Source organism: Alitabrizicola rongguiensis (assembly GCF_021491355.1).
GTDB lineage: Bacteria > Pseudomonadota > Alphaproteobacteria > Rhodobacterales > Rhodobacteraceae > Aliitabrizicola > Aliitabrizicola rongguiensis.
The window spans coordinates 565,640-590,829 of sequence record NZ_JAKENF010000002.1 but is presented as its reverse complement, the minus strand read 5'-3'; the positions used below and the strand labels follow the sequence as shown (position 1 = coordinate 590,829).

Sequence of the window (25,190 nt, the reverse complement as noted above, 5' to 3'; positions counted from 1 at the left end):
ACCACAATGCACATCCCCCCCTTCGACAACCGCAACCAGCCGATTATCGGCGCAGACGACCCGCTCGTTCCGCTGGTCTGGTTCAACATCCTGCGGCTGGCGCGCGGCGAGACCGTCATTTCGACGGTGCCGGGCTACGAGACCTGCATCGTGCCCGCGACGGGAACGGTGCGGGTCGAAACGATGGGGCAGGTCTTCGACGACATCGGCTGCAGGCGGCTGAATGTCTGGGACGGGGAGCCCGAGGGCGTCTACGTCCCGACCGGGGCCGAAGCCACCGTAACCTGCCTGTCTGACGCGGCTGAGGTCTTCGTTGCTGGCGCGCGGTTCGATGAGGTGCTGTCGCCTTTCGCGGTCCGCGCCTCCGACATCGACCCTGTGCAATACGGGTCGGACGACACCAAGACGCACCGAAAGATCAAGCACATCCTTGGCACGAAGTATCATGGCCGCGTCGGCCGTCTGCTGGTGTCAGAGCTCTATACGGTCGGTGCGGGCGGCTGGTCGGGCTTTCCCAGCCACAAGCACGACACCACGCGCTTGCCGGATGAGACTCGGCATGACGAGGTCTACAACTTCCGCTTCAATCCGCCCCGTGGCTCCGGCTTGCAGATGCTTCAGCGCGAGGATGGCCTGCCGGGAGACGCTTACCATGTGGTCGACGGATCGACGGTTGCCATCGACAGGGGCTATCATCCCTGCTGCGTCCTGCCTGGCTACGAGATGTATTACTTCACCATCCTCGGTGGTGAGACCCAACGATCGCTGGTGCAGTATTTCCAGCCGAGCCATGCCGACCAGATCGAGACGATCCCCGGCATCAAGGACATGATCGCCAAGTTCAAATGACACGCGCGACGCTGAAGGACGTTCTGACACCCTGCCTGACCGACCGCACTGCCGTCGCCGGCCTTGTTGTCTTGGGATGGGAGGATGCGGTCGCCTATGTCCGTGCGGCCGAGGCTGCATCGCGGCCGGTGATCCTGCAGGCCGGGCCGGGCGCACGGGCACATATGCCGCTTCCGGTCTTCGGCGCCATGTTCCACGCTTTGGCGCAGGGCGCTTCGGTTCCGGTAGTGGCCCATCTCGACCACGGGGAAGATGTTGCGGTCTGCCGGCAGGCCATCGACTGTGGCTTTACCTCGGTCATGTTCGACGGCTCGACCCTGCCGCTGGAGCACAACATCGCTCGGACTGCCGAGATCGCAGCGCTGGCCCGAAGCTGTGGCGTCTCGGTCGAGGCCGAACTCGGTTATGTCGGATACCACGGCGGCGCAGCCTCGATGGGCACAGACCCGGCCGAGGTCGCACTTTTTGCCCGCGAAACAGGGGTGGATGCGCTTGCCGTCTCGGTCGGCAACAACCACCTCATGACCTCGGCCGTCGCCGAACTGGACCTTGGGAGGCTGAAGGCGATCGAGGCTGCCGCACCTGGGCTCCCGCTCGTCCTGCATGGTGGGTCCGGCATCCCGATCGCCCTGCGCCGCCGGCTCGCCGAAGAGACCGCGGTCTGCAAGGTCAACATCGGGACTGAACTTCGCATGGCCTTCGGCGTGTCGCTGCGCGAGGCGCTGCTCAGGAACCCCGAGGAGTTCGACCGCATCCGCATCCTGCGAGAAACCATAGAACCCGTCTCGGATGCAGCCAGAACAGCAATCGAGAGCCTCTGTCCCTCTGAAATGGCCAATGGCCGGAGCATGCCCGCGCCTTGATGATTGGGAGTGCGGCGGTTCAGACCACGGTCTCGCCGCCGTCCACAACCAGGACCTGCCCTGTCATGTAGGACGATCGGTCCGACACCAGGAACAGGATCGGCTCGGCCATCTCATCGAGTTGGGCCCAACGTCCCAGGGGCACGCGTTCGGCCACGTAAGCCTCGAGCGCCGCTCGACCGCCCATCTGTTCCATGAAGGGCGCGTTGAACGGGGTGTCCACCCAGCCGGGGCACAACGCATTGACACGAATGCCGTACCTGCCGAAATCGCCCGCCATCTGTCTCGTCATGGCGACAACGGCATGCTTGGTGGTGGCATAGGCGATCATCTCGCGGTCGTACTGGATGCCCGAGGACGAAGACGTATTCAGGATGACGCCGCTGCCCTGCGCCTTCATAGCCGGCACCACTGCCCGAGCCGCGATGAAATGCGCCCGCACATTCACGGCCCAGGAGTCGTCAAAGCCCTTCACCGCGACCTGCTCCAGATCACCGGCGACCTGGATCCCCGCGTGGTTGTGCAGGATGTCGATGCGTCCGTGGCGGGACAGGACATCGGCTATGGCCGCGTTGAGCCCCGCGTCGTCAGCCACATCCACCGCTACCGCCTCGGCGTCAATCCGCTTGGCCACCGCGCGGGCGCGGTCGCCGTCACGGTCGAAGATCACCACGCGCGCCCCCTCGCGTGCCATGGCGGCGGCGCCCGCCTCACCGATGCCGGAGGCAGCTCCGGTAACGATGGCGACCTTGCCCTCAAGCAGCATGGGGTTTCCTTTCCCGCATCAGAAGCCAGGCCAGCGCGATCAGGATCAGAGAGGCGACAAGGACCATGGTGGCGATGGCGTTGATCTCGGGCGTCACGCCGCGCCGGATCGAGGCGAAGACATACATCGGCAGCGTCGTCTTCGCCCCGGCGACGAAGAATGCGATGATGAAATCGTCGAAGGAGAAGGTGAAGGACATCAGGAATCCCGCCAGGATCGACGGACGCAGTTGCGGCAGGACGATCTGGAAGAAAGTGGCGAAAGGCGGGGCGTAAAGGTCGTAGGACGCCTCGACGATATCCCGCGACAAGCTGGCGATCCGGGCCTTCACGATCATCGCGACCAACGCCATCGAGAACAGGCCATGGGCCGCGATCAGCGAGAGGTAGCCCATCTGGAACTGGGGCGCGGTCGATGAAAGCTCGGCCAGAACCGGGTTGATGACCCCAAACAGGCCCGCCAGCGCGACAAGGGTCGCGATGCCGATGACCACGCCGGGCACGACAATCGCGGCGGCCAGCATGCCATCGAAGACAGCGCGCAGGCGGGGTCCGAGCCGCTCCATCCCCATCGCAGCCATCGTGCCGAAGACCGCGGCCAGTGCGGCCGAAGTGAAGGCCACGATCAGTGAGGTCTTCAGGGCATCGGTTAGGAAGACGTTCGACAGTGCCTTGCCATACCATTGCAGTGAAAAGCCGGTCATTTGCGTCGCGCTGCGTCCGGCGTTGAACGAGAATACCACGACCAGCGCAATCGGCGCGTAGAGGAACAGATAGACGGCGGACAGGAACACGCGCATCAGACGAGATCCATCTGCCTGGTGCCCGACACCTTCCACGCGATCCGCATGGTGATGAGCAGAACTCCCACGACGCCCAGCACCAGCGTAACCGCGATCGCCGACCCGAAGGGCCAGTTGCGCGATTGCAGGAACAGGTCCACGAGCGCATTGCCGATGAAGTAGACCTTGCCGCCCCCAAGCATCTGCGGGATCAGGTATTCGCCCAAAAGCAGGATCGACACCAGCGCCACGCCCGTCATCACGCCGGGCATCGACAGGGGCAGGGTGACGGTCAGAAAGGTCGACATGGGCCGGGCGCCAAGATCCGAAGACGCCTCCAGCAGGCGGCGGTCCAGCTTTTCAAGGCTGACATAGATGGGCATGACCATCAGCGGCAGGTAGCCGTAGACGATGCCGAGAAGCACCGCGCCGGGCGTGTTGATGAGCCGGATGTTTTCGATCCCGATCATCTCCAGAAGCTGGGGAATGCCACGGGCACCGAGCAGGTACATCCAGGCGTAGGTCCGGACGAGCATCGAGGTCCAGAAGGGCACGATCATGAGTGCCACCAGCAGGAGTCGGTGCCGCGGATCGACCCGCAGCGCCAGGAACCACGCGGCCGGATAAGCGATGGCAAGGCAGAGCGCGGCTCCGACTGGTGCCAGCAGGGCCGTGTTCAGGAAGGCTGCCCCACGGGCCGGGAGGTTCAGATAGTTGGCCAGTGTCAGCGCCGGCTGATAGCCGCCGGCGGGAGCCCGTTCCCCGAGAGAGAACACAAGGATCGCGAGGAACGGGAGGGCAAGGAAGAAGAACAGCCAGAGCCCGGCGGGCGCCAGAAGCGCCGCCGTGACCCATCTTTTTCTGGCTGCTGCCGAGAGTGCCATCTCAGGCCGACTTGAAGCGCGCCATGAGTTCCGCCCGGCCCGGGTCGGTCAGCGTCGCCGCCGCACCGAACTCCAGCGGCGTCAGCGAGGCTTCGTCGGGATAGACGATCTTGTTGCTGGTGATCTCGGGCGGCAGCAGGGCGATCACCCGGCTGTCGGTGGCGGGCGCGCCGTTGGCGATATGCTCCTTCACCGCGACGGCCGGGTCCATCAGGAAGTTCAGGAGCGCATAGCCCGCGGCCTTGTTCGGGGCCGAGCTCGGGATGGCATAGTAGTCGGTCCAGATCTCGCCGCCGTCGGTGCCGAGGATATAGGCGATCTCGGGCATGTCGCGGTTCAGCTGCGCGCCGTCGTTCGTCCAGCACATCGTCATCCACGCATCGGTGGACCGCATCGAGGGCTGGTAGTCCGAGTTGATCGCAAAGAGGTGCGGCTTGACCTCCAGCAGCAGCTTCTCGGCCTGGGCCAGATCCTCGGGCTTGGTCGAGTTGAAGTCGAGGCCAAGCGAGACGAGCGCCGAGCCAATGGTGGTCAGCTGGTAGTCATGCACCATCGCGCGGCCGTCAGCCTCGTTCATCGCGACGGCGAAGAAGTCTTTCCACGAGGTCAGCGGCGCCTTCAGTTCGGCCGTATTCACCGCGAAACCGGTCGTGCCCCAGTTCTTCGGCAAGGCATAGGTCGTGCCGTCGACCATGCCTTCCGAGGTGAAGCGTGGATTCTGTGTCGAAGGCGAGAAGTTCGGAATCTTCGAAAGGTCCAGCGCGTCGATCAGCTTCAGCCCGGCATAGGTCGAGATCGTGTAGTTGGTCGGCACGAACAGCGACCAGCCCGCGCCGCCCGCCTGCAGCTTGGCCAACATCTCTTCGTTGGAGCCAAATACGTTGACCTCGACGGCCACGCCGGTCGCGGCGGTGAAGTTCTCGAACGTGGCGGGGTCGTGGTAGTTGGGCCATGTGGCAATCGCCATCTGGGTGCCAAGGTCCTCGGCAAAGGCCGGGTTGACCCCTGCGCCGGGGAAGCGCGACAGCACGGCGGTGGCAAGGCCCAGTCCCGTCACACCCATGAAATGCCGCCGGGTGATCGACCCGCGCTTCCAGCGCATGAATTCCGTCATGAACCGATCCGGCGTGATCGGCGTGTCCTTGAAGTCCTTGGTCATAGGAAGCCCTCTCTGTCGGTTGTCGTTATTGTGGGAACACCAGCACGGCGGCTGGGTCGTAGGTCAGGCATACGGCCTCGCCGGGGGCGATCAGATCAGCCTCGGTTGCGCCGCGTCGGTCGGTCGTGACGAGGATGTCGCCGATCCCGGGGACGGCGACGGCGTATTCGGCGAAGGAGCCGAGGAAGATCCGGTGGGTGACGGTGCCGGGTAGACCATCGCCCGCGCGGGCGATGCGGATTGCCTCGGGGCGAAGGGCGGCGATGGCAGATCCGTGAAGCGCCGAGGCGCCGGGCAGGGCGCGGCCATCGGCGAGCCGCAGCACCCCGCCATCTACCGTGACCGGGATTCGGTTGGTTTTGCCGACAAAGTCGGCGACGAACAGATCGGTCGGATGGTCGTAGACCTCTTGCGGGGTACCGAGCTGGCTGATGCGGCCCGCGCTCATCACGCAGACGAGGTCGGCCATCGACAGCGCCTCTTCCTGGTCATGGGTGACCAGCACGAAGGTGATGCCCAGTTCCCGCTGCAACTGGAGCAGTTCCAACTGCATGTCGCCGCGCAGCTTCTTGTCCAGCGCGGCCAGGGGTTCGTCCAGAAGCAGGATCTTCGGGCGGTTGACGATGGCACGGGCGAGGGCGACCCGCTGCTGCTGTCCGCCCGACATCTCGTGCGTCCGACGTTTGGCGAAGGAACCGAGGCGAACCATCTCGAGCGCCTCGCCAACCCGGCGGTCGATCTCGGTGCTGGGCAGGCGAGGGCGCATCTGGCGCAACCCATAGCCCACGTTCTCGGCGACGTTCATGTGGGGAAACAGCGCGTAGTGCTGGAAAACCATGTTGACGGGCCGCTGATAGGCGGGGATGCCGTTCACGACCTGCCCGGCAATGCGGACCTCACCTTCTGTCGGCTGTTCGAACCCGCCGATCATTCGCAGACAGGTGGTCTTGCCGCAGCCCGAGGGACCGAGAATCGCGAGGAAGGCGCCCTTAGGCACGGAAAGGTCGATCCCCGACACCGCCTCGACCTCGCCATACCGCTTGGTCAGGTGTCGGAATTCCAGATCGGAGATGGCTTCTGGCGCCACGTTCTACCCCCTGCGCGCCCCATTTGCGGGGTCTTGCATCAAACGATCAGGGAAAGGCAGGTGCGGTCATATACCCCAAAAGTGGTATTTCGGGCGGAATTGGCGCATGGGAGGTATATATCACGTCTCCCCTGCAACTCTGGGGGGCAGCTTTGCCGGAGATATAGGCATGCCGCCGGTTCTTCCCGATGTCTTTGCCGCCTTGCGCGAGACGCTCGGCCGCCCGAGTCTGCCGGACGATGCCGTAGGCCGGGTCTTTCTGCGGTTGGCCCGGGCACTCGCGCCGGTGGATGAGGTCGTGGTCTTCGCCTATCACGACGGGGAACGCCCCCTCGACCTGTTCAGCACCTTCACACCGGCCTTCTACCATATCTTCGTCACGCTCTATCAGGCCGGCCCCTATCTTTTGGACCCGTTTTGCCGCAATGCCCGCGACCGCCGATCCGGGCTGTTCCGGATGCGTGACCTCGCCCCCGACCGCTTCTATTCCAGCGAGTACTACCGCACCTACTACGTTCAGACGGGCCTCGCCGAGGAGGTCGGCTATTTCGTGCCCGTCGGGGACGCGACGATCGTGCTGTCGCTGATGCGGCGGGAGGCGAGCGGTGGTTTCAGCGATGCCGAACTGGCTCCCCTGCGTCAGGCCGAGCCGTTGATCGGCGATCTGGTGCGGCTTTACTGGGGGGGCGTAGCGGCCCGTTTCGGTGCTCAGGCCAAGTCGGCTGCTCCGGCCCAGCCCTGGCAGCGCCTGAACCTGACCGACCGCGAGGCGGCGATCGTGGAACTGGTCCTGCAGGGACATTCCTCGGAATCCATCGCCCTGCGGCTGGGCATTGCCACCGGCACGGTGAAGGTCCACCGCCGCAACGTCTATCGCAAGCTTGGCATTTCCTCGCAGACGCAACTCCTGTCGCTCTATCTCGCCGAGCGCGGGCCGCAGGCTCCAACCGACACGGCATGAGGATCGGCACGCCGCCAAGCCGGCGGCCCTGAACCGCCTGTGTGACGAGAAACCCGGTGCGTTCGGCCGAGGCTTTCGAGGCCCAGATTGCCGAACTGAAACGCGACGGTGAGGCCAGCCGGTGGTTTTCGCCGCTCAATCGGTTGTCGATCGTCCCGCGATACGCGGCCGCGCTCGGACTGGATGTAGATCCGGAAGAATCTCTTTCCGACGGTCTGAGCCTTGGTCTTGAGGAACCAAGCACAAGTGACCAAGAAACTGCTCCGGGTGAACTCTCATGAAAGGTACCACCATGCTTGGCACCGTTTTGATCGTTCTTCTTATCCTTTTCTTCGTGGGAGTGCTTCCAACCTGGGGACATAGCCGAACATAGGGCTGCGGCCCGAGCGGCGCTTTCGGATTGATCCTGCTGATCCTTATCATCCTGATGGCAACTGGTCGGCTGTGACATCTGGCAGCCGGTTTCTGCGGGGTGTTGTCCCGAGGACCCCTGTCGACTTCACCGGTCTGCCTTGGGTCGTGAAGGACCTGAACGGCGGCGAACCGAGTTGCCGCCGGAAATCATGCTGTTGATGAGTTTGGCCACGGCTGCGTTAAGCGTTTCATTTCCGCCTGGCCTCGCGTGAAAACTTCTGAGCCCGGACGTTCTTTCGCCGGAATTGACGCGCTTCGGAAAGCCTGTCTGCCGTCAGGCCAAGCAACCTGCGGTCCGACGAAGTCTCGCCCTGCTGATCGTGGAAGGTGGTTCCTTCGACCGCCAGATTGCGCCAGAAAGTCCGGGAATCCATTCCAACCGCAACGCTGGCGCCCGCAGAGCTGGCTTCTCCGCACAGCTGCGATTGTCTCAACCGGCGCCTGGCGCGATCGGTCCACACAATCGCGGAGGGTGGTGTCGCGACCGCCGCAAGCTTCTGCAGCCATTGCAAGAAAGAATGCCCGACTGCCGAGTACAGTTCCAGCGCGGAACAGAAGCGGATATCGCCAGTGTCAGACGCTTACGCCGAAGACCCAGCCGACTCCCGAGATGATTGCGATGGCGGCCGCGCCCCAGAAAAGGACGCGGGCAGTGGCCGAGAGCTTGGGCGCGCCGCCGGCCGCGGCGACGGTGGCCCGAAGGGCGGCGAGGCTGGACAGCGTGGTGATGACGACGGCCGGGATGATCTGCGTCGCGCGGGCCAGCAGTGCTGCGGCAAGGGGCACGGCGGCGGCGGCACCGACGATCAGCGAGGAGACCGAGACGATCCCGTCATTGGCGCCCAGAACGGCAGTCCGCAGCCAGCCTGCGCGGTCTAGGTGATGGAGTTCGGCATGGGCGGATTTGTAGGCAAGGGTCATCTGGATTGGTCCTGATATGTCGTGCCGTGCAGGTTGACGCGCGCGGAAAAGCCGGTGGTTTTACCGGGCAGCGGCGAGGTCAAGCGAAGGGGCGAGCCGATCCGTTCGGCAATGGTGTGGACAATCGCAAGGCCAAGGCCGCTACCTTCGCCAGCGTCCTTGCCCCGCACAAAGCGGCCAGAGAGGGCGGCAAGCTCGGCGGGTGGAATCGGTGGGCAGTCATTTTCGACTGAAAGCGTACCCTGCGGGTCCAGGGTGACAGTGACGGGACTAACTCCGTGCCGCACGGCGTTCTCGATCAGGTTGCGGGCCAGGATCGCCACGGCATCAGGATCTATGTCTGAGCGGACGGGTGCATCGGGCAGCGAGAGGGTCACGCGCCCGGCGTCGGGGCCTTGGGCAAAGTCGCCAGCGACAATCCGCAGGATGGGCCGCAGATCCTGGGCGGTGTCGGTCAGCAGCCGTGCGCCCTCGGCCCGGGCCAGCTGCATCAGGCGTTCGGACAGGCGGGTCAGGCGCTTCAGCGTCGCCTCGACATCGCCCGCGCGCCTCGCGATGTCGGGATCGGTCGCGGTCTGACGCAGGCGCTGCACCTGGGCGAGCGCCCCTGCCAGAGGCGTGCGCAACTCATGCGCTGCATTGGCGGTAAAGCTACGTTCGGCGGCAAAGGCGGTGTCCAGCCGGGCGAGAAGCTGGTTCAGCGCATCGCCAATCGGGCGAAGTTCGGTGACCATGTCCTTTGTCGGCAGGGGCGACATGTCCTTCACCCCGCGCCGCGCCAACTGTGCGCGCAACTTGCCGAGGGGGCGCAGGCCATAGCCGAGCCCATAGAAGATGCCGGCAATGCTGAGGGGAATCATCACGACTAGGGGCAGGGCCAGGGAAAGTGCCATTTCGCGCGCCACCTCGCGCCGGTGCGACAGGGGCTCGGCGATGGTCAGCGAGATGGTGCCGCGCACGGCAGATTCATGATAGAAGCGCAGCTCTGATGTCTGATGAAAGCCGGTTTCGGTGAAGGCCGGAAAACGCGCGGGATCGGCGCGGTGCGAGGTCAGAAGGATGCGACCCCGGTCATCGCGGACGATGTAAGTGTAGTATTCCTCATGGTCGTCCAGCGCCATGACGCGCTGAGCGACACCTTCCTCTTCCCGCCCCAGCACGTCGACCACGGCCAGTTGCAGGATACGCTGGCCGGTTTCCTGCAAGGCTGAATCAAAGACATCATTCAGTTCCGAGGTCAGAAGCCGCGTCGTGACCAGAGCGGTGCCTAGCCAGATCAGAGTGACGATCAGCGACAGCGCGGCGGCCGAGCGCAGGCGGATCGAGGCACGGGTCATGCCGGACCCAGACGGTAGCCAAGCCCGCGTTCGGTGACGATGACACCCGCCCCCAATTTCTTGCGGAGGCGGCTGACATGCACCTCGATCGTGTTGCTTTCGACCTCGGCATCGAAGGAATAGAGCCGTTCCTCAAGCTGCGGCTTGGACAGAAGCTGGCCCGGCTTTTGCAGGAACGCCTCGAGCAATACCCATTCGCGGGCGGTCAGGGGAATGGGGCGACCGGACTTTCTGACCCGGCGTTCGGCAATGTCGATGGACAGCTCGCCCAGTGAAATCAGGGGATTGGGGTTGCCGGAATAGCGCCGGGCGACGGCGCCGATGCGAGCCGAGAGTTCCGAAAGATCGAAGGGCTTGACCAGATAGTCATCCGCCCCGGCGTTCAGCCCTTCGATCCGGTCGGACACCTGATCGAGCGCCGTCATGATGATGACCGGAGTCTGGCTGCCCTTGGCCCGCAGGGCGCGCAGGAATGGCAGGCCGCGACCATCGGGAAGCATTAGGTCCAGAAGGATCAGGTCGAAACTGGCCGTCGCCAGCGCATCGGACGCCTCGTCCAGCCGCGCGGCCCAATCGACGGAATGCCCTTCGCCTTCCGCCTGCTCGCGCAGGGCGGTGGCGATCACGCGATCATCCTCGATCAGCAAGATACGCATCCGGCCTGTCTCCTTCGGTTCCCCGCATAGCGTGGCAACCTGACGGCCACCTGAAGCAGTTTGTCGCGCTCCTTCAGGCTGGCGTCAGTTTCGCGCGCCAAAAGGCCCGCAGGACCCGAAGCGGAGTGTCGCCCATGAACCGGACAACAACAATGCTGGCGCTGACCTTGGTGCTGATCGCCACCCCGGCGCTGGCGGGTGACGACGACTGCGCCGTGCCGATGACCGACTGGCAGCCGCGCGAGGCGGTCGTGAAACTTGCAGCCGACCAGGGCTGGGCCCTGCGCAGGATCCGGATCGACGATGGTTGCTACGAGTTGATCGGTCGCGATGCCGAGGGCCGCGCGATCGAAGTCAAGCTCAACCCCGCAACGCTGGCGGTGGTCGAGATGGAATTCGGGGACGACCACGGCGAGGGCCGTGAACCCGAAGACGATACCCATGACGATTGACCCGGACGACGACGCAGGTGCGCAATCCGGACCTCCAAGGAGATGAGAAATGAAGTTTGCCTTTGTCCTTCTGATGATGACCACGGCGCTTGGCGCTGGTTCGGCGGCACTTGCCGGCGGCCAGGGCCTGTCCCTGACGCCGGGTGCCGGCCTTTCACACCGCGTCCTGCCGGACCCGCAGCTGACCCTCATCGACGATGACGAGGATGAGGACGGCGGCTCGCTTTGGTCGAGTTCGGACGATGACGACGACTGCGGCGATGACGACGAGGAGAGCTGTGCCGCAGGGACTGCCGGCGACGCGGCAAAGGCGGGCACCGTAGCGCCACCGAAGAACGGGCTTTTCACAAACGGCACCGCGCCGGTCGTGAAATCGAACTGATCCTTTCCCTTCCGGAGTGTCCAGGATGAAATCCCTGATCGCCGCCCTTGCCCTGTCCACCGCCCTTGTCACCCCCGGCCTTGCCATGGCGCGTCCCGTTACCCTGACCGCCAACATGGCCGACTACGGCGGGAGGGGAGCCTATCTTGCCATCTATGTGACCGACGCCTCGGGGGCCTATGCGGGCAGCCTTTGGATGGCGGGTGGAAAGTCGAAGTATTACCGGCACCTGATCGATTGGGCGCAGTTTACCGGTGGCGACCCGGCGCAAGTGGACGGGATCACCGGTGCCAGCGTCGGATCGGGCCAGAAACTGGAGCTGTCGATGGACTTGGCCGACGCCCTCTTCGACGCGGGCTATACCCTGCACATCGACGCCGCAGCCGAGGATATGCGCGAGAGCCCTAATGAGATTGCGGTGCCCCTGACCACCGCCGGGGCCGGGACGCCCGTGTCGGGCCGCCGCTACATCGCCGATTTCACTTACGGCTTCTGATCGGACTCCCCATGCTTCGCCAAATCCACCGCTGGCCCGGCCTTCTGGCCGCTGTCTTGATCTTAGCCCTCGCGCTGAGCGGGGCGGCGCTGTCGCTGTTCCCTGCGTTGGAGCGGCTGTCCTCTCCATCCGAGGTCAGTGGGCAAACTGTGGGCGATCTGGCGACGAAGGTGCTGGCGGTGCATCCGCAGGTGGAGCAGATCCGACGCTCGCCATCTGGCACAATCACTGCCTACTGGTTCGACGGAGATTTGGCCGGGGCGGCGGTTGTCGATCCGGCCACGGGGCTGGATGTGGCCAGTGCCGACCAAGGCGCACTGCGGCGCTGGCTGACGGATTTCCACCGATCCCTTCTCTTCGGCGACCCGGGGCGCTTCGGGTCGGCGGTGGGAGCATTGGCAATGCTGATGCTGGCCGCCTCGGGCGCCATGCTGGTGGCCCGGCGACAAGGCGGCTGGGGGCGCTGGTTCGCGGCGGTCAAGGGGCCATGGTCGGGGCGCTGGCATGCGGAACTGGCGCGGGTCGCGGTGTTTGGTCTTGGACTTTCCGCGCTGACGGCATTGTGGATGACGGCGGCGACCTTTGACCTTTTGCCAGCGGATGAAGCGAACCCCGTCATGCCCCATGCGGTCAGCGGCGTCACGGGACTGGCGCCCAACGCGATGCCAGCTTTGCAAAAGGTCCTCGTTGCCGACCTCCGGGACCTGACCTTTCCCTATCCTGGCGACACGACGGATGTGTTCACGCTGAGCACTGGCTCGGGGACCGGATACATCGATCAGGGCACCGGGGAGATGCTCGCCTGGCAAGCTCCGGGGCCGTGGACCGTGGTGGGAGAATGGATCTACGTCATCCATACCGGCGATGGCGCGGCGCTATGGGGGCTGCTTCTTGGTCTTGCGGCGCTGACGGTCCCGGTTCTGTCGGTGACGGGTGGGCTGATCTGGTGGCGCAATCGCCAAAGCCGTCCCCGTCTGGCAGGGATGGTCGCAGCGCCGGTGGCGGAGACGGTGATCCTTGTGGGCAGCGAGGGCGGGAGCACCTGGGGCTTTGCCACTGCCTTGGCCTGCGCATTGCAGGCCCATGGACAGGCCGTTCATGTGGCCGCCCTCTCTGCCTTCGCGCCGCGGACCTACAAGCACGCCAAACGAATTGTCGTCATGACCGCAACATGGGGCGACGGCGATGCGCCGACCTCGGCCAAAGGCGCGCTCGACCGTCTGGCGACAGCCGCGCCCCTGTCTGGAGTGCCGCTGGTGGTGTTGGGCTTCGGCGACCGCAGCTTCCCCGGCTTCTGTGCCTATGCCGAGGCGGTGCAGGCTGCTGCGAAAGCCGCAGGCTGGGCTATGCAGATGCCGCTGGACCGGATCGACCGGCAATCGCCGCAAGCCTTTGCCCGCTGGTCCCGCGCCTTTGGCGAGTGGATTGGCTTTTCCCTGGATATCACCCACCAACCCCTGCCGCCACAAAGCACCGCGCTACGCCTGATGTCCCGTAAGGACTATGGAGATAGCGTCCAGGCCCCTACCGCAATCCTGCGCTTTGCAGTGCCGAAGGGGGGCCTCTGGCAGCGGCTGACCGGGCGTGGTTTCGGGCGGTTTCGGGCGGGCGACCTTCTTGGCGTCGTGCCACAGGGCGACACGGTGCCCCGGTTCTATTCGTTGGCCTCAAGCCAGGCGGACGGCTTCGTAGAGATCGTCGTGCGAAAGCATGTGGGCGGCCTGTGCTCGGGTCAGCTTCTGGCTCTGCAGCCGGGAGACGCGGTGCAGGCTTTCCTACGACCGAACCCTGGGTTCCAGCCGGACCGGTCGCAAGCACCCTTGATCCTGATTGGCGCGGGAACGGGGATCGGGCCGCTGGCAGGGTTCTTGCGCGCCAACTGGAAGCATCGGCCGATGCACCTGTGGTTCGGCGCGCGGCATCCGCAGGCGGACTTTCTTTACGCCGATGATTTGGCCAACTGGCAGCGCGATAGGCGCCTAACCGGCCTCCGCACCGCATTTTCCCGCATGGGGAAGCGGCACTATGTGCAGGACGCCTTGCGCGAGGATGCCGAGGCGATCCGCCGCATGATCGCTGAAGGCGCGCGGGTCATGGTCTGCGGCGGCCGCGAGATGGCTCAGGGGGTGCGCGAGGCGATGACAGAGATCCTGCATCCGCTCGGACTGTCGCCCGTGACCTTGCAGGCCGGAGGTCGATATGCCGAAGACATCTACTGATGACGCAATTGTATTTGGCGGCCCGACAATGGGCACACGGTGGTCGGTTCTGATCGACGAAGGGGCCGTTGATATTGACCTGGGGGCCCATCTTCAGGCTGCGGTCGACGAGGTTGACGCCCAGATGTCGACCTGGAAACCGGATAGCGATCTTATGCGCCTGAATGCTGCCCAGCTGGATAGCTGGGTCCCTTTGCCACAGGAACTGCTGACCGTGCTGTCGGCGGGCCTTGCCGTCAGCCGCCAGACAGGCGGGGCCTTCGAGATGAACATTGTCGACGCTGTCCGAGCCTGGGGCTTCGGGCCTGACAGAATCGACCTTGGCGCAATCCGGGCGGCAAGTGCCACACCGCGTGTTCCGGCAACCGAAGCGTTGGAGCTGGACATCGCCAACAGGCGCGCCCGCAAATCGGCCGCTTTGGCGCTGGATCTGTCGGGCATCGCCAAGGGCTATGGCGTCGACCGCCTTACTGAAACCGCGACGGCTCTTGGCTATACGTCGACTCTTTGCAGCATCGATGGCGAAGTGCGGGCCACGGGTCTCCGGCGTACCGGGCGGCCCTGGGCGGTCGGGGTGGAGACGCCGGACGACCAAGCGACGGCTCCGCATTCCATTCTGGCGCTTGAGGATATGGCCGTGGCCACGTCAGGGGACTATCGCCACTATGTTTCGGTGGGAACAACGCGCCTTTCCCACACGATGGACCCGCGCCGTGGCGCCCCTTTGGTCGCGGCCCCGGCCTCGGTCACCGTGATGTCGCAGCACTGCATGTTGGCAGACGCGATGGCGACAGCCCTTATGGTCATGGGTGACAGTCAGGGGCTGGATTTTGCGACGGATCATGCAATCAGCGCGCTTTTTCTGCGCCGCTCCAAGGGGGGCATGATCACCAGTGTCACCGGAACCTTCGCCACAAGTTACGAAAGAGGAAGAGGATAAGAGGCCGCACAGTGCCAGAAATCAACCCGAGGACTCTCCCAAAACTTGGAGGAGCGTCGGGTGTCAGATCCGTGGACTATGGGTGGACCCTTGGAAGTCGACCTGCATAAAGATGTCTTGGAACCAATCAGTTGTGCAGAAGACTTGGTGCCCGCGGCCGGACTTGAACCGGCACGCCTTGCGGCTAGGGATTTTAAGTCCCCTGTGTCTACCATTCCACCACGCGGGCGCCGCCGCAGCAGGCGGGCGGCGCCACCATAGCGGCTGCCGGGGCAGGGTAAAGCCCGCGTGGCGCGCCCGATCCCGACGCCATTCTCGACCGAAAGGGATTTGACGCGGGCGACCCGCACCCCGATGATGCGCCAAACCGGAGGGACCTGATGCGCCGACTGACTTGCCTGATCCTCGCGACCGTTCTTGCGGCCGCGCCTGCCTTGGCCCGCGACGTGACTGGTGAGGTGGGTTATCGCGAGCGGATCGCCCTGCCGGAAGACGCCCAGCTCGTCGTCGAACTGCGCGGGCCGGCCGGGATCGTGGCCGAGGCGCGGATCCAGACCAAGGGGGCGCAGGTCCCGCTGCGCTTCGCCGTCGTGGCCCCGGACAACGGCGACTACAGCTTGCGTGGCGCGATTTTTGTCGCCGGTCGGGCCGATTGGGTATCGGCTCAGGTCCCGGTGGCTGCGGGCGAGGGCCCGGTCGATCTCGGTCTCGTTCCGCTGACCCGACCCTCGCCGGTCGCGTTCAACGACCGGATGATCTGTGGCAACGTGCCGATCCAGATCGATTTCCTCGATGGAGGGGCGCGACTCAAGGCGGGGGACGAGGCCATCCGGCTGGAGCCGCTCTTGTCTGCGGATGGTGCCCGCTACGGCGACAACGCGACGCCCCCGACCGAGTTTTGGGGGAAGGGCAATTTCGCCCGGGTCACGCTGAAGGGCACCGAACTTCCCGAATGCGAGATGATGATCCCCGATCCCATCCTGCCGATCACGCTGCGCGGCAACGAACCCTTCTGGCGGCTAGACCTGAGCGAGACCGGCTACACGTTCCAGCCGACTCCTGACGCAGCGCCCATATCGGGGGGGCTCCCGGAGCCATATGCCTCGGCCGATGGCCTGCGCATGGATCTCGCTACCGGGCTGGTCCTGACGCTGTCGCGCACGATCTGCAGCGACACGATGAGCGGCATGCCCTTTCCGGTGACGGCGAAGCTGGAGCATGACGGCCGAACGCTCAGCGGCTGCGGGGGGCGGCCCGAGGACCTGTTGGCTGGGGCTTGGCAGGTGACCCAGATCGGCGCCAGGGCCATTCCGGCCGAGGTCGAACTGTCGATCGTCTTCGACGTGGCCGAGGGCCGGGTCTATGGCAAGTCGGCCTGCAACCGCTACAACGCTGCCTTTACCCTGACGGGCGAGGGCCTGTCCTTCGGACCGGCGGCGGCGACGATGATGGCCTGCCCGGACGAACTCATGGCACTGGAGCAAGAGTTCCAGTCGCTCCTGGCGACAGTCAGCGGCTTTGACGTCAGCGAGGCCGGGACGCTTGACCTGCGCAGCGGGGACAGCTCGGTGATGCTCGCCGCCCGCCCCTGAGGGGGCGGACGCGCCGCCCCTTTAGCCGCGCGGGTCGAGAAGCCGGCCCATCAACGTCGATGCGCGGATAACTCCCTTCGGTACGCCGCCATCGACGACGACCACCTGCGCGGCGCCATCGCGCAACAGTTCCATGACATCTCGGACGGGCGCGCCGGGCGCGACCTGCGGCCCTTCACCGGTGCCCGCTTCCATGACATCCGCGGCGGTCAGCACGCCGAGCGGGTTCATGTGGGCAACGAAGTCGGCCACGTAGTCCGAAACCGGATTGGCGATGATCTCGCGCGCCGTGCCGCATTGCACGATGCGCCCGCCTTCCATCAGCGCGATGCGGTTGCCGATCTTGAAGGCCTCGTCCAGATCGTGGCTGACGAAGATGATCGTGCGGCGCAGCTTCTTCTGCAGGTCCAGAAGCTCGTCCTGAAGCCGTGTCCGGATCAGCGGGTCGAGTGCAGAAAAGGGCTCGTCCATCAACAGGATCGGCGCCTGCGTGGCAAAGGCCCGGGCGAGGCCGACGCGCTGTTGCATGCCGCCCGACAACTCGCCCACCTTCCGCTCGGCCCACTGGCTGAGATTGACCAACGCCAGCTGGACATCCACCGGATCGCGGCGCTTTTCCGGCGGCATCCCCGCCAGTTCCAGACCCAGGCCGACATTCTCGCGCACCGTGCGCCAGGGCAGCAGCCCGAACTGCTGGAAGACCATCGCGATATGCGACAGGCGCAGGCGGCGCAGCGTCTCCGGGTCGGCTTTGGTCACGCTGACCATCTTCTCGCCGTCATGGACGCGCACCTCGCCCCGGACCACGGGGTTCAATGCGTTCACGCCGCGCAGAAGCGTGGACTTGCCCGAGCCGGAGAGCCCCATGAGGACAAGGATCTCGCCCTTGCCCACGGTCAGTGAGCAGTCATGGACGCCAAGTACCTGGCCGCAGGCTGCCTGCACTTCGGCGCGGGTCTTGCCCTCGTCCATGTGGGGCAGGGCTGATAGCGGCCGGTCGCCGAACACGATCGAGACGCGGTCGAACTCGACGGCGGGAGTCATGGGCTCGGTCATTTCCGGGTTACCCTCAGCATGCGGTCAAGGACGATGGCGACGACCACGATGATCATGCCGGATTCAAAGCCAAGCGCCGTGTTGACAGAGTTCAGCGCGCGCACGACCGGCACGCCGAGGCCGTTGGCGCCGACCAGCGCCGCAATCACGACCATCGACAGGGACAGCATGATCGTCTGGTTCAGGCCCGCCATGATCTGCGGGAAGGCATAGGGAAGCTCCACCTTCCACAGGCGCTGGCTTGGCGTGGCGCCGAACGCCGTCGCCGCTTCAAGCAGCGATTGCGGGGTGGAGGAGACGCCGAGATGGGTCAGGCGGATCGGCGCGGGAAGAACGAAGATCACCGTCGCGATCAGGCCTGGAACCATGCCAAGGCCGAAGAAGACGATCGCGGGGATCAGATAGACGAAGGTTGGCAGCGTCTGCATCAGGTCGAGGATCGGCGACATCGCCGAATAAAGGCGGGGCCGGTGGGCCGCAGCGATGCCGATCGGAACACCAAGGCCCATGCAGACGACGCAGGCTGACAGAATCAGCGTCAGGCTTTCGGTCGTTTCCTCCCAGTAGCCCTGGTTCAGGATGAACAGGAAACCCAGCAGCACGCCGACGCAGACCTTCCAGGAGCGCTGAACGTACCAGGTCAGCGCCACGAAGACCGCGATGACGACCAGCGCCGGAGGAGCCTGCAGCACCCAAAGGATCGCGGCGATCATTCCATCGAGGATCGCAGAGATCGCATCGAATAAGCCGCCCAGATTGTCCTTCATCCAGTCGAAAACTGCCTTGGCCGTTTTCCCGACCGGGATCTTGTAGTCCGTAAGCCAGTCCATGCGTCCCCGTCCCCGTCAGAGAGTTGGGCGGCCCCGGACCGAACCGGGGCCGCCAGCATCGCGTGGGTTACTTCAGCGCCGCAGTCACGGCTGCGAGGGCATCGCCTCCGTCCTTGGTCGTCACGCCTTCAAGCCAGGGGCCCAGCACCTCGGGATGCTGGCCGAGCCAGGCCCGCGCAGCGTCCAGAGGATCGGCACCATCATTCAGGATCGCACCCATCAACTCGTTCTCCATCGGAAGAGAGAAGACGAGATTCTGGAAGAACTTGCCCGTGTTCGGACATTCCGCGACATAGCCTTTGCGGCTGATCGAATAGACGGTCGCGCCTCCGAAATCCGGCCCGAAATACTCATCGCCTCCGGTCAGGTAGGTGATGTCCAGTGCAACGTTCATCGGATGGGGTTCCCAAGCCAGCCAGACCACCGGCTTGCCGTCCTTGGTCAGCTTTGCGACTTCGCTGATCATCGCCTGTTCGCTGCTTTCGACGAGGTTAAGGTCACCCATGCCGAAGGCGTTCTTCTCGATGATGTCGAGGATCAGCCGGTTGCCGTCGTTGCCGGGTTCGACGCCATACATCTTGCCGTCAAGCTCGGCCGAATGCGGGGCCACATCCTTGAAATCGGCGATCCCGAGTGCCTTGCCGGCGCTGTTGGTCGCAAGCGTGAACTTCGCGCCCTCAAGGTCAGCCCGGACCGTGTCGATCGTACCGGCGTCGCGATAGGGGGCAATCATGCCCTCCATCGAGGGAAGCCACATGTCGAGGAACACGTCGATGTCATTGCGCGCCAGGCTTTCGAAGATGATCGGCAACGACAGAAGATCGTCCTTCACCTCGTAGCCGAGCGCCTTCAGCACCACGGTCGCTACCCCGTTCTGCGCCATGTTGTCGGTCCAGCCGACATTGGCCATGCGCACCGTATCGCAGTCAGCCGCACTGGCAGCCGCCGGGGCGACAGCCAATGCAAGCAGGACAAGCGATTTGCTCACCCGGTTCGGCAGGCTCACTGCAGGGCTGCCTTGACCGCTTCTGCCGCGTCGCCGCCATCCTTGGTGGTCACGCCAGCGAGCCACGGGGTCACGGCATCAGGATTGGCCTGCAGCCAGGCTTTCGCGGCATCGGCGGGATCGTCGCCGTCGTTCAGGATTTTGCCCATGACCTCGTTCTCCATCGCAAGGGTGAAGCTGAGGTTGTTCAGAAGCGTCCCGACGTTCGGGCATTCCTTGGCATAGCCTGCGCGGGTGTTGGTGAAGACCGTGGCTCCGCCGAAGTTCGGACCGAAATAGTCGTCACCCCCGGTCAGGTAGGTCATCTTGAAGTTGGCGTTCATCGGATGGGGTTCCCAGCCCAGGAACACGATCGGCTTGCCCGCCTTCGTCGCGCGATCGACTTCCGCCAGCATGCCCTGTTCCGAGCTTTCGATGACCTCGAACCCGTCCAGCTTGAACGGGCCAGAGGCGATCATGTCGATGATCAGCCGGTTGCCGTCATTGCCAGGCTCGATGCCATAGATCTTGCCTTCCAGCGCGTCTTTCTGGGTCGCGATATTCGCGAAGTCGCTGATGCCAAGCGCTGCGCCGGCCTCGTTGGTGGCCAGGGTGTACTTCGCGCCCTCGAGGTTCGCGCGGACCGTCTCGACGGTGCCCGCATCGCGATAGGGTTTGATGTCGGCTTCCATCGTCGGCATCCAGTTGCCGAGGAACACATCCACGTCGCCCTCGGCAAGGCCAGTATAAGTGACGGGAACGGAAAGAAGCTTGGTCTCGGTCTCGTATCCGAGGGCCTGCAGCACAAAGCTCGTGATGGCGGTGGTGGCCGTGATGTCGGTCCAGCCAACATCCGAGAAGATGACTTTGTCGCAGCCTGCAGCGAATGCAGGTGCGGTTGCCAAGGCCAGGACGCTGGCCATGAGCGTAGTGCGGAACATAGTGGCAGACTCCCCGTTGGGTTTTTGTTGATTGACGAGTCAATTAACTTCAAGCTAGCACCTCATGGCAAGCATTTTTGCGAGGGGCGCCGGTGCCGAAAGTTGGAGTCGAGCCTATCCGAAAGGCGGCACTGGTCAACGCCACGATCACCGAGGTTGGCCGGGCCGGAAGTCTTGATGTAACCGTCAGCCAGATCGCCAAACGCGCGGGCATGTCCTCGGCTCTGGCGCACCACTATTTCGGTGACAAGGAATCGCTGTTTCTGGCCGCAATGCGCCACATCCTGACGCTTTACGGCGCCGAGGTGCGCGGTGCGCTCGTCATGGCGCACGGACCAAAGGAACGGCTGCAGGCGATCGTCCGGGCCTCGTTCACCGCGGCAAACTTCCGGGGCGAGGTCGTCTCGGCCTGGCTGAACTTCTATGTGATGGCCCAGACGGTGCCCGAAGCCCGGAGACTTCTGGGAATCTATCAGCGCCGGCTGCGGTCAAACCTCCTGTCCGATCTGAGGCCGCTGGTCGGTCGCAACGCGCTGCGCGCAGCCGATTCGCTCGGGGCGATCATCGACGGCGTCTATCTGCGACAGGCGCTTGGCCAGTCGCAGCCCGATCGTGCGGCGGCAGTTGCGCTGGTGCTCGATGCTCTGGATGCGGAACTGGCGCGAGGAATGGCATGACGCGGCCGAACATACTTATCCTGATGGTCGACCAGTTGGCGGGGCCGCTTTTCCCTGACGGCCCGGCGCCGTGGCTTCATGCACCGAACCTGAAACGGCTCGCGGCGCGATCGGCGCGCTTTGCCCATACCTACACGGCCTCGCCGCTCTGCGCGCCGGCGCGGGCATCGTTCATGTCGGGGCAGTTGCCTTCGCGTACCGGCGTCTATGACAATGCTGCCGAATTCCGCTCGGACATCCCGACCTTTGCCCATCACCTGCGCCGCGCGGGCTACCAGACGGCGCTGTCGGGCAAGATGCATTTCGTCGGCCCGGACCAAATGCATGGCTTCGAGGAGCGGCTGACGACCGACATCTACCCCGCCGATTTCGGCTGGACGCCCGACTACCGCAAGCCCGGCGAGCGGATCGACTGGTGGTATCACAACATGGGCTCGGTCACCGGGGCAGGGGTGGCCGAGATCACCAACCAGCTGGAATACGACGACGAGGTCGCCTTCCACGCCGTGCAGAAGGTCTATGACCTCGGACGGCGGAACGACGACAGGCCGTGGATGCTGACGGTCAGCTTCACCCATCCGCACGATCCCTACGTCGCGCGGAAGAAATACTGGGACCTCTACGAAGACTGCAAACACCTCGCGCCAGAGGTGCCGCCCATCCCCTATGCCGAACAGGACCCGCATTCGAAGCGCATTTTCGACGCCTCGGATTGGCACAACTACACCATCACCGACGAGATGGTGGCCCGCTCGCGCCGGGCCTATTTCGCCAATATAAGCTATATCGACGACAAGATTGGCGAAATCCTGACGGCACTCGAGGGTACCCGGCAGGAGGCAATCATCGTCTTCGTCTCGGACCACGGCGACATGCTGGGCGAGCGGGGCCTGTGGTTCAAGATGAACTTCTTCGACTGGTCCGCCCGCGTTCCGCTCATGATCGCGGCGCCGGAGATGCCCGCCGGCAAGGTGGATCAGCCGGTCTCGACGCTCGACGTGACGCCCACGCTCTGCGACCTCTCCGGCATCGACATGTCTGAGGTGATGCCCTGGACCGATGGCGCATCGCTGGTGCCCGTCGCCAATGGCGCGGAGCATGGTCCGGTGGCAGTGGAATATGCTGCCGAGGCGAGCGAGGCGCCGCTGGTGTGCCTGCGCAAGGGCAAGTGGAAGCTGAACCTCTGCACGCTCGATCCCGACCAGCTGTTCGATATGCAGGCCGACCCGCAGGAACTGCGGAACCTCGCCGCCGATCCCGCCTATGCCGGCGTGCTGGCGGAACTGAAGGCCGCGGCACTGGCGCGGTGGGACCTGACCCGCTTCGACGCCGACGTCCGCGCCAGCCAGGCGCGGCGGTGGGTCGTGTATGAGGCGCTGCGCAACGGCGCCTATTTTCCGTGGGATTTCCAGCCGCTGCAGAAGGCGTCCGAGCGCTACATGCGCAACCATATGGACCTGAACGTGCTTGAAACCTCCAAACGCTTCCCGAGGGGGGAATGATGCGCGCCCAACCCACAGCCAGCCACTTTGTTAACGGCGCCTATGTCGAGGACAGGTCCGGCGCCCCGATCGAGGTCGTCTATCCCGCGACGGGCGAGGTGATCGCCGTTGTCCACGAGGCAACGCCCGAGGTCATCGAAGCAGCGCTGGCGAGCGGTGCCGCCGCGCAAGTGGAATGGGGGCGCACTCGCCCTGTCGAGCGTGCCCGCATCCTGCGCCGCGCCGCCGACCTGATCCGGGAGCGGAACCCGGAACTTGCGCGACTGGAGACGCTGGACACCGGCAAGCCGATCCAGGAGACGCTGGTGGCCGACTGGCCGAGCGGGGCCGATGCGCTGGAATGGTTCGCGGGGCTCGCGCCCACCGTGACGGGCGAGACCGTGCCTCTTGGCCGCGATTTCGTCTACACCCTGCGCGAGCCGCTTGGCCTTTGCGTAGGCATCGGCGCCTGGAACTATCCCAGCCAGATCGCCTGCTGGAAGGCGGCGCCTGCGCTGGCGCTTGGCAACGCGATGACTTTCAAGCCCTCCGAGGTGACGCCGCTTGGCGCGCTGAAGCTCGCGGAAATCCTGATCGAGGCCGGGCTGCCGGCGGGCCTCTTCAACGTCGTGCAGGGCCGAGGAGCGGTCGGCGCCGCGTTGGTCAGTGATCCGCGCGTGGCCAAGGTTTCGCTCACCGGCTCGGTCCCGACGGGGCGCAAGGTCTATGCGATGGCTGCCGAGGGCGTGCGGCATGTGACGATGGAACTGGGCGGCAAGTCGCCCCTGATCGTGTTCGATGACGCCAGCGTCGAGGATGCGGTCGGCGCGGCGATGCTCGGCAACTTCTACTCGGCCGGACAGGTTTGCTCGAACGGCACCCGGGTCTTCGTGCAGCGCGGCATCAAGGAGCGGTTCCTGTCGCGGCTGGCCGAACGGACGGCGGCGATCCGCCTCGGCAATCCGCTGGATGAGACGACACAGATGGGCCCGCTCGTCTCTGCCGTGCAGCGTGACAAAGTGATGGGCTATATCGACACGGCCCGCAGCGAAGGCGCGCGGCTGGTCTGCGGCGGCGGCCATGCCCTTGCGAATGAAGGGTTCTTTGTGGAGCCCACCGTCTTTGCCGATGTGACCGACGATATGACGCTGGCCCGCGAAGAGGTCTTCGGACCTGTCATGGCGGTGCTCGATTTCGACGGCGAGGACGAGGTCGTCGCCCGCGCGAACGCGACAGAGTTCGGTCTGGCGGCGGGGGTGTTCACCGCTGACCTGCCACGAGCGCACCGGGTGATCGGGCAGCTGCAAGCCGGGACCTGCTGGATCAACGCCTACAACCTGACACCGGTTGAAATGCCCTTCGGCGGCGCGAAACGCTCGGGCGTCGGGCGGGAGAACGGCCATGCGGCGATCGAGCACTACACCCAGATAAAATCCGTTTATGTGGGAATGGGACCCGTCGATGCGCCCTACTGACCTTCCCTCTCCGCATGACCTGGCGGCGGCTTATGCGGTCACCCGCAAGGCCACGCAGCGCACGCCTCTGATCGAGAGCGAAGCGCTGGCCCGGGCCTGTGGGGCCGAGCGGGCCTTCGTGAAGGCGGAGAACCTGCAAGCGACGGGATCCTTCAAGATCCGTGGCGCGACCTGGCGGCTGCACAATCTCTCGCCCGAGGAGCGCAAGCGCGGGGTCGTCGCCTTCTCCTCAGGCAATTTTGCGCAGGGCCTGGCTGCGGCGGGACGCGCTCTCGGCGTACCCGTCACGATCGTGATGCCCTTCGACGCGCCCGCGCTGAAGCGCGAGGCGACGGAAGGCTACGGCGCGCGGGTCGTCCTGACCCAGCATGGCGACCGCCCGCGCGAAGAGGTTGCCTCGGCCAAGGCGCGCGAGATCGCCGCGACCGAGGGGCTGGTGCTGCTGCATCCGTTCGACGACCCGCTGATCGTCGCCGGACAGGCGGGCGCGGCGCTCGAGGCCTTGGAACAGCTCGATGCCCGTGATGCCACCGTCAGCCTCTCAGCATGCCCGGTGGGCGGTGGCGGGCTGATGGGTGGCGTGGCCCTGGCGCTTAGGGCGCGGGACGCCGGCATGGACATCTTCGCGGTTGAGCCTGTGGGCTACAACGGCCTCGGCCAGTCGCTTGTGGCGGGCGAGATGCGGCGGGTTCTGGGCAACACCTCCACCGTGGCCGACGCCTTGCAGGCGACCGCCCCAGGTACCGCACCGCTCGCGGCCGCCCGCGCGGCAGGTGTGCAGGGGCTGGCGGTCGAGGACGCGGCGATCCGGGCGGCGATGCGTTTCGCCTTCGAGAAACTGAAACTGGTGCTGGAGCCTTCGGGAGCGGTGGCGCTTGCCGCCGCGCTGGCCGGGCAACTGCCCGCGACCGGGCGTAGCATCCTCATCTTTGCGACGGGGGGGAACGTGGCGCTGGACCGCTTCGTGGCCCTCACAGGGGACTGAC

At 65.1% G+C, this 25,190-nt stretch carries 26 protein-coding genes, 1 tRNA gene and 1 pseudogene; 15 read left to right on the top strand and 13 right to left on the bottom strand.

Going from position 1 to position 25,190, the window contains the following annotated elements:
* The first annotated feature begins 6 nt into the window (after positions 1 to 6).
* The gene (locus L0V05_RS08805) at positions 7 to 849 is read left to right on the top strand and encodes a 5-deoxy-glucuronate isomerase (protein WP_234869738.1); all 843 of its coding nucleotides are present in this window, start codon (positions 7 to 9) and stop codon (positions 847 to 849) included.
* Entirely contained in the window at positions 846 to 1,712 is an 867-nt protein-coding gene (locus L0V05_RS08800) for a class II fructose-bisphosphate aldolase (RefSeq protein WP_234869737.1), read from the top strand. The genes L0V05_RS08805 and L0V05_RS08800 overlap by 4 nt, the downstream gene beginning before the upstream one ends.
* Positions 1,713 to 1,731: 19 nt before the next feature.
* On the opposite strand, the gene L0V05_RS08795 is transcribed toward L0V05_RS08800, so the two are convergent.
* From L0V05_RS08795 to L0V05_RS08775, 5 genes are read right to left on the bottom strand one after another with little or no spacing between them, the layout of a single operon-like run.
* On the bottom strand, positions 1,732 to 2,478 hold the full coding sequence (locus L0V05_RS08795; RefSeq protein ID WP_234869736.1) for an SDR family NAD(P)-dependent oxidoreductase: 747 nt from the start codon (positions 2,476 to 2,478) through the stop codon (positions 1,732 to 1,734).
* Positions 2,468 to 3,277, bottom strand: a complete 810-nt coding sequence (locus tag L0V05_RS08790) for an ABC transporter permease (protein ID WP_234869735.1) — start codon at positions 3,275 to 3,277, stop codon at positions 2,468 to 2,470. The genes L0V05_RS08795 and L0V05_RS08790 overlap by 11 nt, the downstream gene beginning before the upstream one ends.
* The gene (locus tag L0V05_RS08785) at positions 3,277 to 4,143 is read right to left on the bottom strand and encodes an ABC transporter permease (protein ID WP_234869734.1); all 867 of its coding nucleotides are present in this window, start codon (positions 4,141 to 4,143) and stop codon (positions 3,277 to 3,279) included. Before L0V05_RS08785 ends, L0V05_RS08790 begins: the two co-directional genes overlap by 1 nt.
* Position 4,144: 1 nt before the next feature.
* Complete coding sequence (locus L0V05_RS08780) at positions 4,145 to 5,302, bottom strand: polyamine ABC transporter substrate-binding protein (protein WP_234869733.1); 1,158 nt, start codon at positions 5,300 to 5,302, stop codon at positions 4,145 to 4,147.
* A gap of 25 nt (positions 5,303 to 5,327) precedes the next feature.
* Positions 5,328 to 6,389 (bottom strand): ABC transporter ATP-binding protein, encoded by a 1,062-nt coding sequence (locus tag L0V05_RS08775; protein WP_234869732.1) that lies wholly within the window; start codon positions 6,387 to 6,389, stop codon positions 5,328 to 5,330.
* 169 nt (positions 6,390 to 6,558) lie between these two features.
* On the opposite strand from L0V05_RS08775, the gene L0V05_RS08770 reads away from it, so the two are divergent.
* The 3 genes and pseudogenes from L0V05_RS08770 (at position 6,559) to L0V05_RS08760 (ending at position 7,798) form a co-directional block, all read left to right on the top strand.
* Positions 6,559 to 7,350 (top strand): helix-turn-helix transcriptional regulator, encoded by a 792-nt coding sequence (locus L0V05_RS08770; RefSeq protein ID WP_234869731.1) that lies wholly within the window; start codon positions 6,559 to 6,561, stop codon positions 7,348 to 7,350.
* A 56-nt stretch (positions 7,351 to 7,406) separates the two neighbouring features.
* On the top strand, positions 7,407 to 7,631 hold the full coding sequence (locus L0V05_RS08765) for a hypothetical protein (protein ID WP_234869730.1): 225 nt from the start codon (positions 7,407 to 7,409) through the stop codon (positions 7,629 to 7,631).
* Positions 7,628 to 7,798 (top strand): annotated as a pseudogene (locus tag L0V05_RS08760) (DUF3309 family protein). Before L0V05_RS08765 ends, L0V05_RS08760 begins: the two are co-directional and overlap by 4 nt.
* A gap of 539 nt (positions 7,799 to 8,337) precedes the next feature.
* Here the strand turns inward: L0V05_RS08760 and L0V05_RS08755 are convergent.
* Genes L0V05_RS08755 through L0V05_RS08745 form a run of 3 tightly spaced genes read right to left on the bottom strand, consistent with a single transcriptional unit; the run spans position 8,338 to position 10,678 of the window.
* Entirely contained in the window at positions 8,338 to 8,685 is a 348-nt protein-coding gene (locus L0V05_RS08755; RefSeq protein ID WP_234869729.1) for a VIT1/CCC1 transporter family protein, read from the bottom strand.
* Complete coding sequence (locus tag L0V05_RS08750; protein WP_234869728.1) at positions 8,682 to 10,022, bottom strand: ATP-binding protein; 1,341 nt, start codon at positions 10,020 to 10,022, stop codon at positions 8,682 to 8,684. The genes L0V05_RS08755 and L0V05_RS08750 overlap by 4 nt, the downstream gene beginning before the upstream one ends.
* On the bottom strand, positions 10,019 to 10,678 hold the full coding sequence (locus L0V05_RS08745) for a response regulator transcription factor (protein ID WP_234869727.1): 660 nt from the start codon (positions 10,676 to 10,678) through the stop codon (positions 10,019 to 10,021). Before L0V05_RS08745 ends, L0V05_RS08750 begins: the two co-directional genes overlap by 4 nt.
* Before the next feature lie 134 nt (positions 10,679 to 10,812).
* On the opposite strand from L0V05_RS08745, the gene L0V05_RS08740 reads away from it, so the two are divergent.
* The 5 genes from L0V05_RS08740 to L0V05_RS08720 are packed head-to-tail and all read left to right on the top strand — an operon-like array spanning position 10,813 to position 15,167.
* Complete coding sequence (locus L0V05_RS08740; protein ID WP_234869726.1) at positions 10,813 to 11,130, top strand: PepSY domain-containing protein; 318 nt, start codon at positions 10,813 to 10,815, stop codon at positions 11,128 to 11,130.
* 49 nt (positions 11,131 to 11,179) lie between these two features.
* Entirely contained in the window at positions 11,180 to 11,512 is a 333-nt protein-coding gene (locus tag L0V05_RS08735) for a hypothetical protein (protein ID WP_234869725.1), read from the top strand.
* A 25-nt stretch (positions 11,513 to 11,537) separates the two neighbouring features.
* Positions 11,538 to 12,008: a DUF2271 domain-containing protein gene (locus tag L0V05_RS08730; protein WP_234869724.1), complete on the top strand. Its 471-nt coding sequence runs from the start codon at positions 11,538 to 11,540 to the stop codon at positions 12,006 to 12,008.
* An 11-nt stretch (positions 12,009 to 12,019) separates the two neighbouring features.
* Positions 12,020 to 14,227: a PepSY domain-containing protein gene (locus L0V05_RS08725; RefSeq protein ID WP_234869723.1), complete on the top strand. Its 2,208-nt coding sequence runs from the start codon at positions 12,020 to 12,022 to the stop codon at positions 14,225 to 14,227.
* The gene (locus L0V05_RS08720; RefSeq protein WP_234869722.1) at positions 14,208 to 15,167 is read left to right on the top strand and encodes an FAD:protein FMN transferase; all 960 of its coding nucleotides are present in this window, start codon (positions 14,208 to 14,210) and stop codon (positions 15,165 to 15,167) included. Before L0V05_RS08725 ends, L0V05_RS08720 begins: the two co-directional genes overlap by 20 nt.
* Before the next feature lie 145 nt (positions 15,168 to 15,312).
* Here the strand turns inward: L0V05_RS08720 and L0V05_RS08715 are convergent.
* Positions 15,313 to 15,396 (bottom strand) — tRNA-Leu (locus L0V05_RS08715).
* A 151-nt stretch (positions 15,397 to 15,547) separates the two neighbouring features.
* Here L0V05_RS08715 and L0V05_RS08710 point away from each other — a divergent pair.
* The gene (locus tag L0V05_RS08710) at positions 15,548 to 16,759 is read left to right on the top strand and encodes an META domain-containing protein (RefSeq protein WP_234869721.1); all 1,212 of its coding nucleotides are present in this window, start codon (positions 15,548 to 15,550) and stop codon (positions 16,757 to 16,759) included.
* Positions 16,760 to 16,780: 21 nt separating this feature from the next.
* On the opposite strand, the gene choV is transcribed toward L0V05_RS08710, so the two are convergent.
* The 4 genes from choV to choX (L0V05_RS08690) form a co-directional block, all read right to left on the bottom strand.
* Entirely contained in the window at positions 16,781 to 17,815 is a 1,035-nt protein-coding gene (gene choV, locus L0V05_RS08705) for a choline ABC transporter ATP-binding protein (protein ID WP_406565962.1), read from the bottom strand.
* Complete coding sequence (choW, locus tag L0V05_RS08700) at positions 17,812 to 18,645, bottom strand: choline ABC transporter permease subunit (RefSeq protein WP_234869720.1); 834 nt, start codon at positions 18,643 to 18,645, stop codon at positions 17,812 to 17,814. Before choW ends, choV begins: the two co-directional genes overlap by 4 nt.
* 67 nt (positions 18,646 to 18,712) lie before the next feature.
* Positions 18,713 to 19,633: a choline ABC transporter substrate-binding protein gene (choX, locus tag L0V05_RS08695; RefSeq protein WP_234869719.1), complete on the bottom strand. Its 921-nt coding sequence runs from the start codon at positions 19,631 to 19,633 to the stop codon at positions 18,713 to 18,715.
* A 14-nt stretch (positions 19,634 to 19,647) separates the two neighbouring features.
* On the bottom strand, positions 19,648 to 20,571 hold the full coding sequence (choX, locus tag L0V05_RS08690) for a choline ABC transporter substrate-binding protein (RefSeq protein ID WP_234869718.1): 924 nt from the start codon (positions 20,569 to 20,571) through the stop codon (positions 19,648 to 19,650).
* 92 nt (positions 20,572 to 20,663) lie between these two features.
* On the opposite strand from choX (L0V05_RS08690), the gene betI reads away from it, so the two are divergent.
* The 4 genes from betI to L0V05_RS08670 are packed head-to-tail and all read left to right on the top strand — an operon-like array spanning position 20,664 to position 25,189.
* The gene (gene betI / locus L0V05_RS08685; RefSeq protein WP_234869717.1) at positions 20,664 to 21,248 is read left to right on the top strand and encodes a choline-binding transcriptional repressor BetI; all 585 of its coding nucleotides are present in this window, start codon (positions 20,664 to 20,666) and stop codon (positions 21,246 to 21,248) included.
* The gene (gene betC, locus L0V05_RS08680) at positions 21,245 to 22,750 is read left to right on the top strand and encodes a choline-sulfatase (RefSeq protein ID WP_234869716.1); all 1,506 of its coding nucleotides are present in this window, start codon (positions 21,245 to 21,247) and stop codon (positions 22,748 to 22,750) included. The genes betI and betC overlap by 4 nt, the downstream gene beginning before the upstream one ends.
* The gene (gene betB / locus L0V05_RS08675; RefSeq protein ID WP_234869715.1) at positions 22,750 to 24,204 is read left to right on the top strand and encodes a betaine-aldehyde dehydrogenase; all 1,455 of its coding nucleotides are present in this window, start codon (positions 22,750 to 22,752) and stop codon (positions 24,202 to 24,204) included. Before betC ends, betB begins: the two co-directional genes overlap by 1 nt.
* A complete protein-coding gene (locus tag L0V05_RS08670; protein ID WP_234869714.1) occupies positions 24,191 to 25,189 on the top strand; it encodes a threonine ammonia-lyase in 999 nt (332 codons plus the stop codon). The genes betB and L0V05_RS08670 overlap by 14 nt, the downstream gene beginning before the upstream one ends.
* Position 25,190: the final 1 nt, after the last annotated feature.

Excerpts from the sequence above, each read along its gene's own strand:
- L0V05_RS08805 (WP_234869738.1), top strand. The coding sequence starts at position 7 with ATGCACATCCCCCCCTTCGACAACCGCAACCAGCCGATTATCGGCGCA.
- L0V05_RS08800 (WP_234869737.1), top strand. The coding sequence starts at position 846 with ATGACACGCGCGACGCTGAAGGACGTTCTGACACCCTGCCTGACCGAC.
- L0V05_RS08795 (WP_234869736.1), bottom strand. The coding sequence starts at position 2,478 with ATGCTGCTTGAGGGCAAGGTCGCCATCGTTACCGGAGCTGCCTCCGGC.
- L0V05_RS08790 (WP_234869735.1), bottom strand. The coding sequence starts at position 3,277 with ATGCGCGTGTTCCTGTCCGCCGTCTATCTGTTCCTCTACGCGCCGATT.
- L0V05_RS08785 (WP_234869734.1), bottom strand. The coding sequence starts at position 4,143 with ATGGCACTCTCGGCAGCAGCCAGAAAAAGATGGGTCACGGCGGCGCTT.
- L0V05_RS08780 (WP_234869733.1), bottom strand. The coding sequence starts at position 5,302 with ATGACCAAGGACTTCAAGGACACGCCGATCACGCCGGATCGGTTCATG.
- L0V05_RS08770 (WP_234869731.1), top strand. The coding sequence starts at position 6,559 with ATGCCGCCGGTTCTTCCCGATGTCTTTGCCGCCTTGCGCGAGACGCTC.
- L0V05_RS08755 (WP_234869729.1), bottom strand. The coding sequence starts at position 8,685 with ATGACCCTTGCCTACAAATCCGCCCATGCCGAACTCCATCACCTAGAC.
- L0V05_RS08750 (WP_234869728.1), bottom strand. The coding sequence starts at position 10,022 with ATGACCCGTGCCTCGATCCGCCTGCGCTCGGCCGCCGCGCTGTCGCTG.
- L0V05_RS08745 (WP_234869727.1), bottom strand. The coding sequence starts at position 10,678 with ATGCGTATCTTGCTGATCGAGGATGATCGCGTGATCGCCACCGCCCTG.
- L0V05_RS08740 (WP_234869726.1), top strand. The coding sequence starts at position 10,813 with ATGAACCGGACAACAACAATGCTGGCGCTGACCTTGGTGCTGATCGCC.
- L0V05_RS08735 (WP_234869725.1), top strand. The coding sequence starts at position 11,180 with ATGAAGTTTGCCTTTGTCCTTCTGATGATGACCACGGCGCTTGGCGCT.
- L0V05_RS08730 (WP_234869724.1), top strand. The coding sequence starts at position 11,538 with ATGAAATCCCTGATCGCCGCCCTTGCCCTGTCCACCGCCCTTGTCACC.
- L0V05_RS08725 (WP_234869723.1), top strand. The coding sequence starts at position 12,020 with ATGCTTCGCCAAATCCACCGCTGGCCCGGCCTTCTGGCCGCTGTCTTG.
- L0V05_RS08720 (WP_234869722.1), top strand. The coding sequence starts at position 14,208 with ATGCCGAAGACATCTACTGATGACGCAATTGTATTTGGCGGCCCGACA.
- L0V05_RS08710 (WP_234869721.1), top strand. The coding sequence starts at position 15,548 with ATGCGCCGACTGACTTGCCTGATCCTCGCGACCGTTCTTGCGGCCGCG.
- choV (WP_406565962.1), bottom strand. The coding sequence starts at position 17,815 with ATGACCGAGCCCATGACTCCCGCCGTCGAGTTCGACCGCGTCTCGATC.
- choW (WP_234869720.1), bottom strand. The coding sequence starts at position 18,645 with ATGGACTGGCTTACGGACTACAAGATCCCGGTCGGGAAAACGGCCAAG.
- choX (WP_234869718.1), bottom strand. The coding sequence starts at position 20,571 with ATGTTCCGCACTACGCTCATGGCCAGCGTCCTGGCCTTGGCAACCGCA.
- betC (WP_234869716.1), top strand. The coding sequence starts at position 21,245 with ATGACGCGGCCGAACATACTTATCCTGATGGTCGACCAGTTGGCGGGG.
- betB (WP_234869715.1), top strand. The coding sequence starts at position 22,750 with ATGCGCGCCCAACCCACAGCCAGCCACTTTGTTAACGGCGCCTATGTC.
- L0V05_RS08670 (WP_234869714.1), top strand. The coding sequence starts at position 24,191 with ATGCGCCCTACTGACCTTCCCTCTCCGCATGACCTGGCGGCGGCTTAT.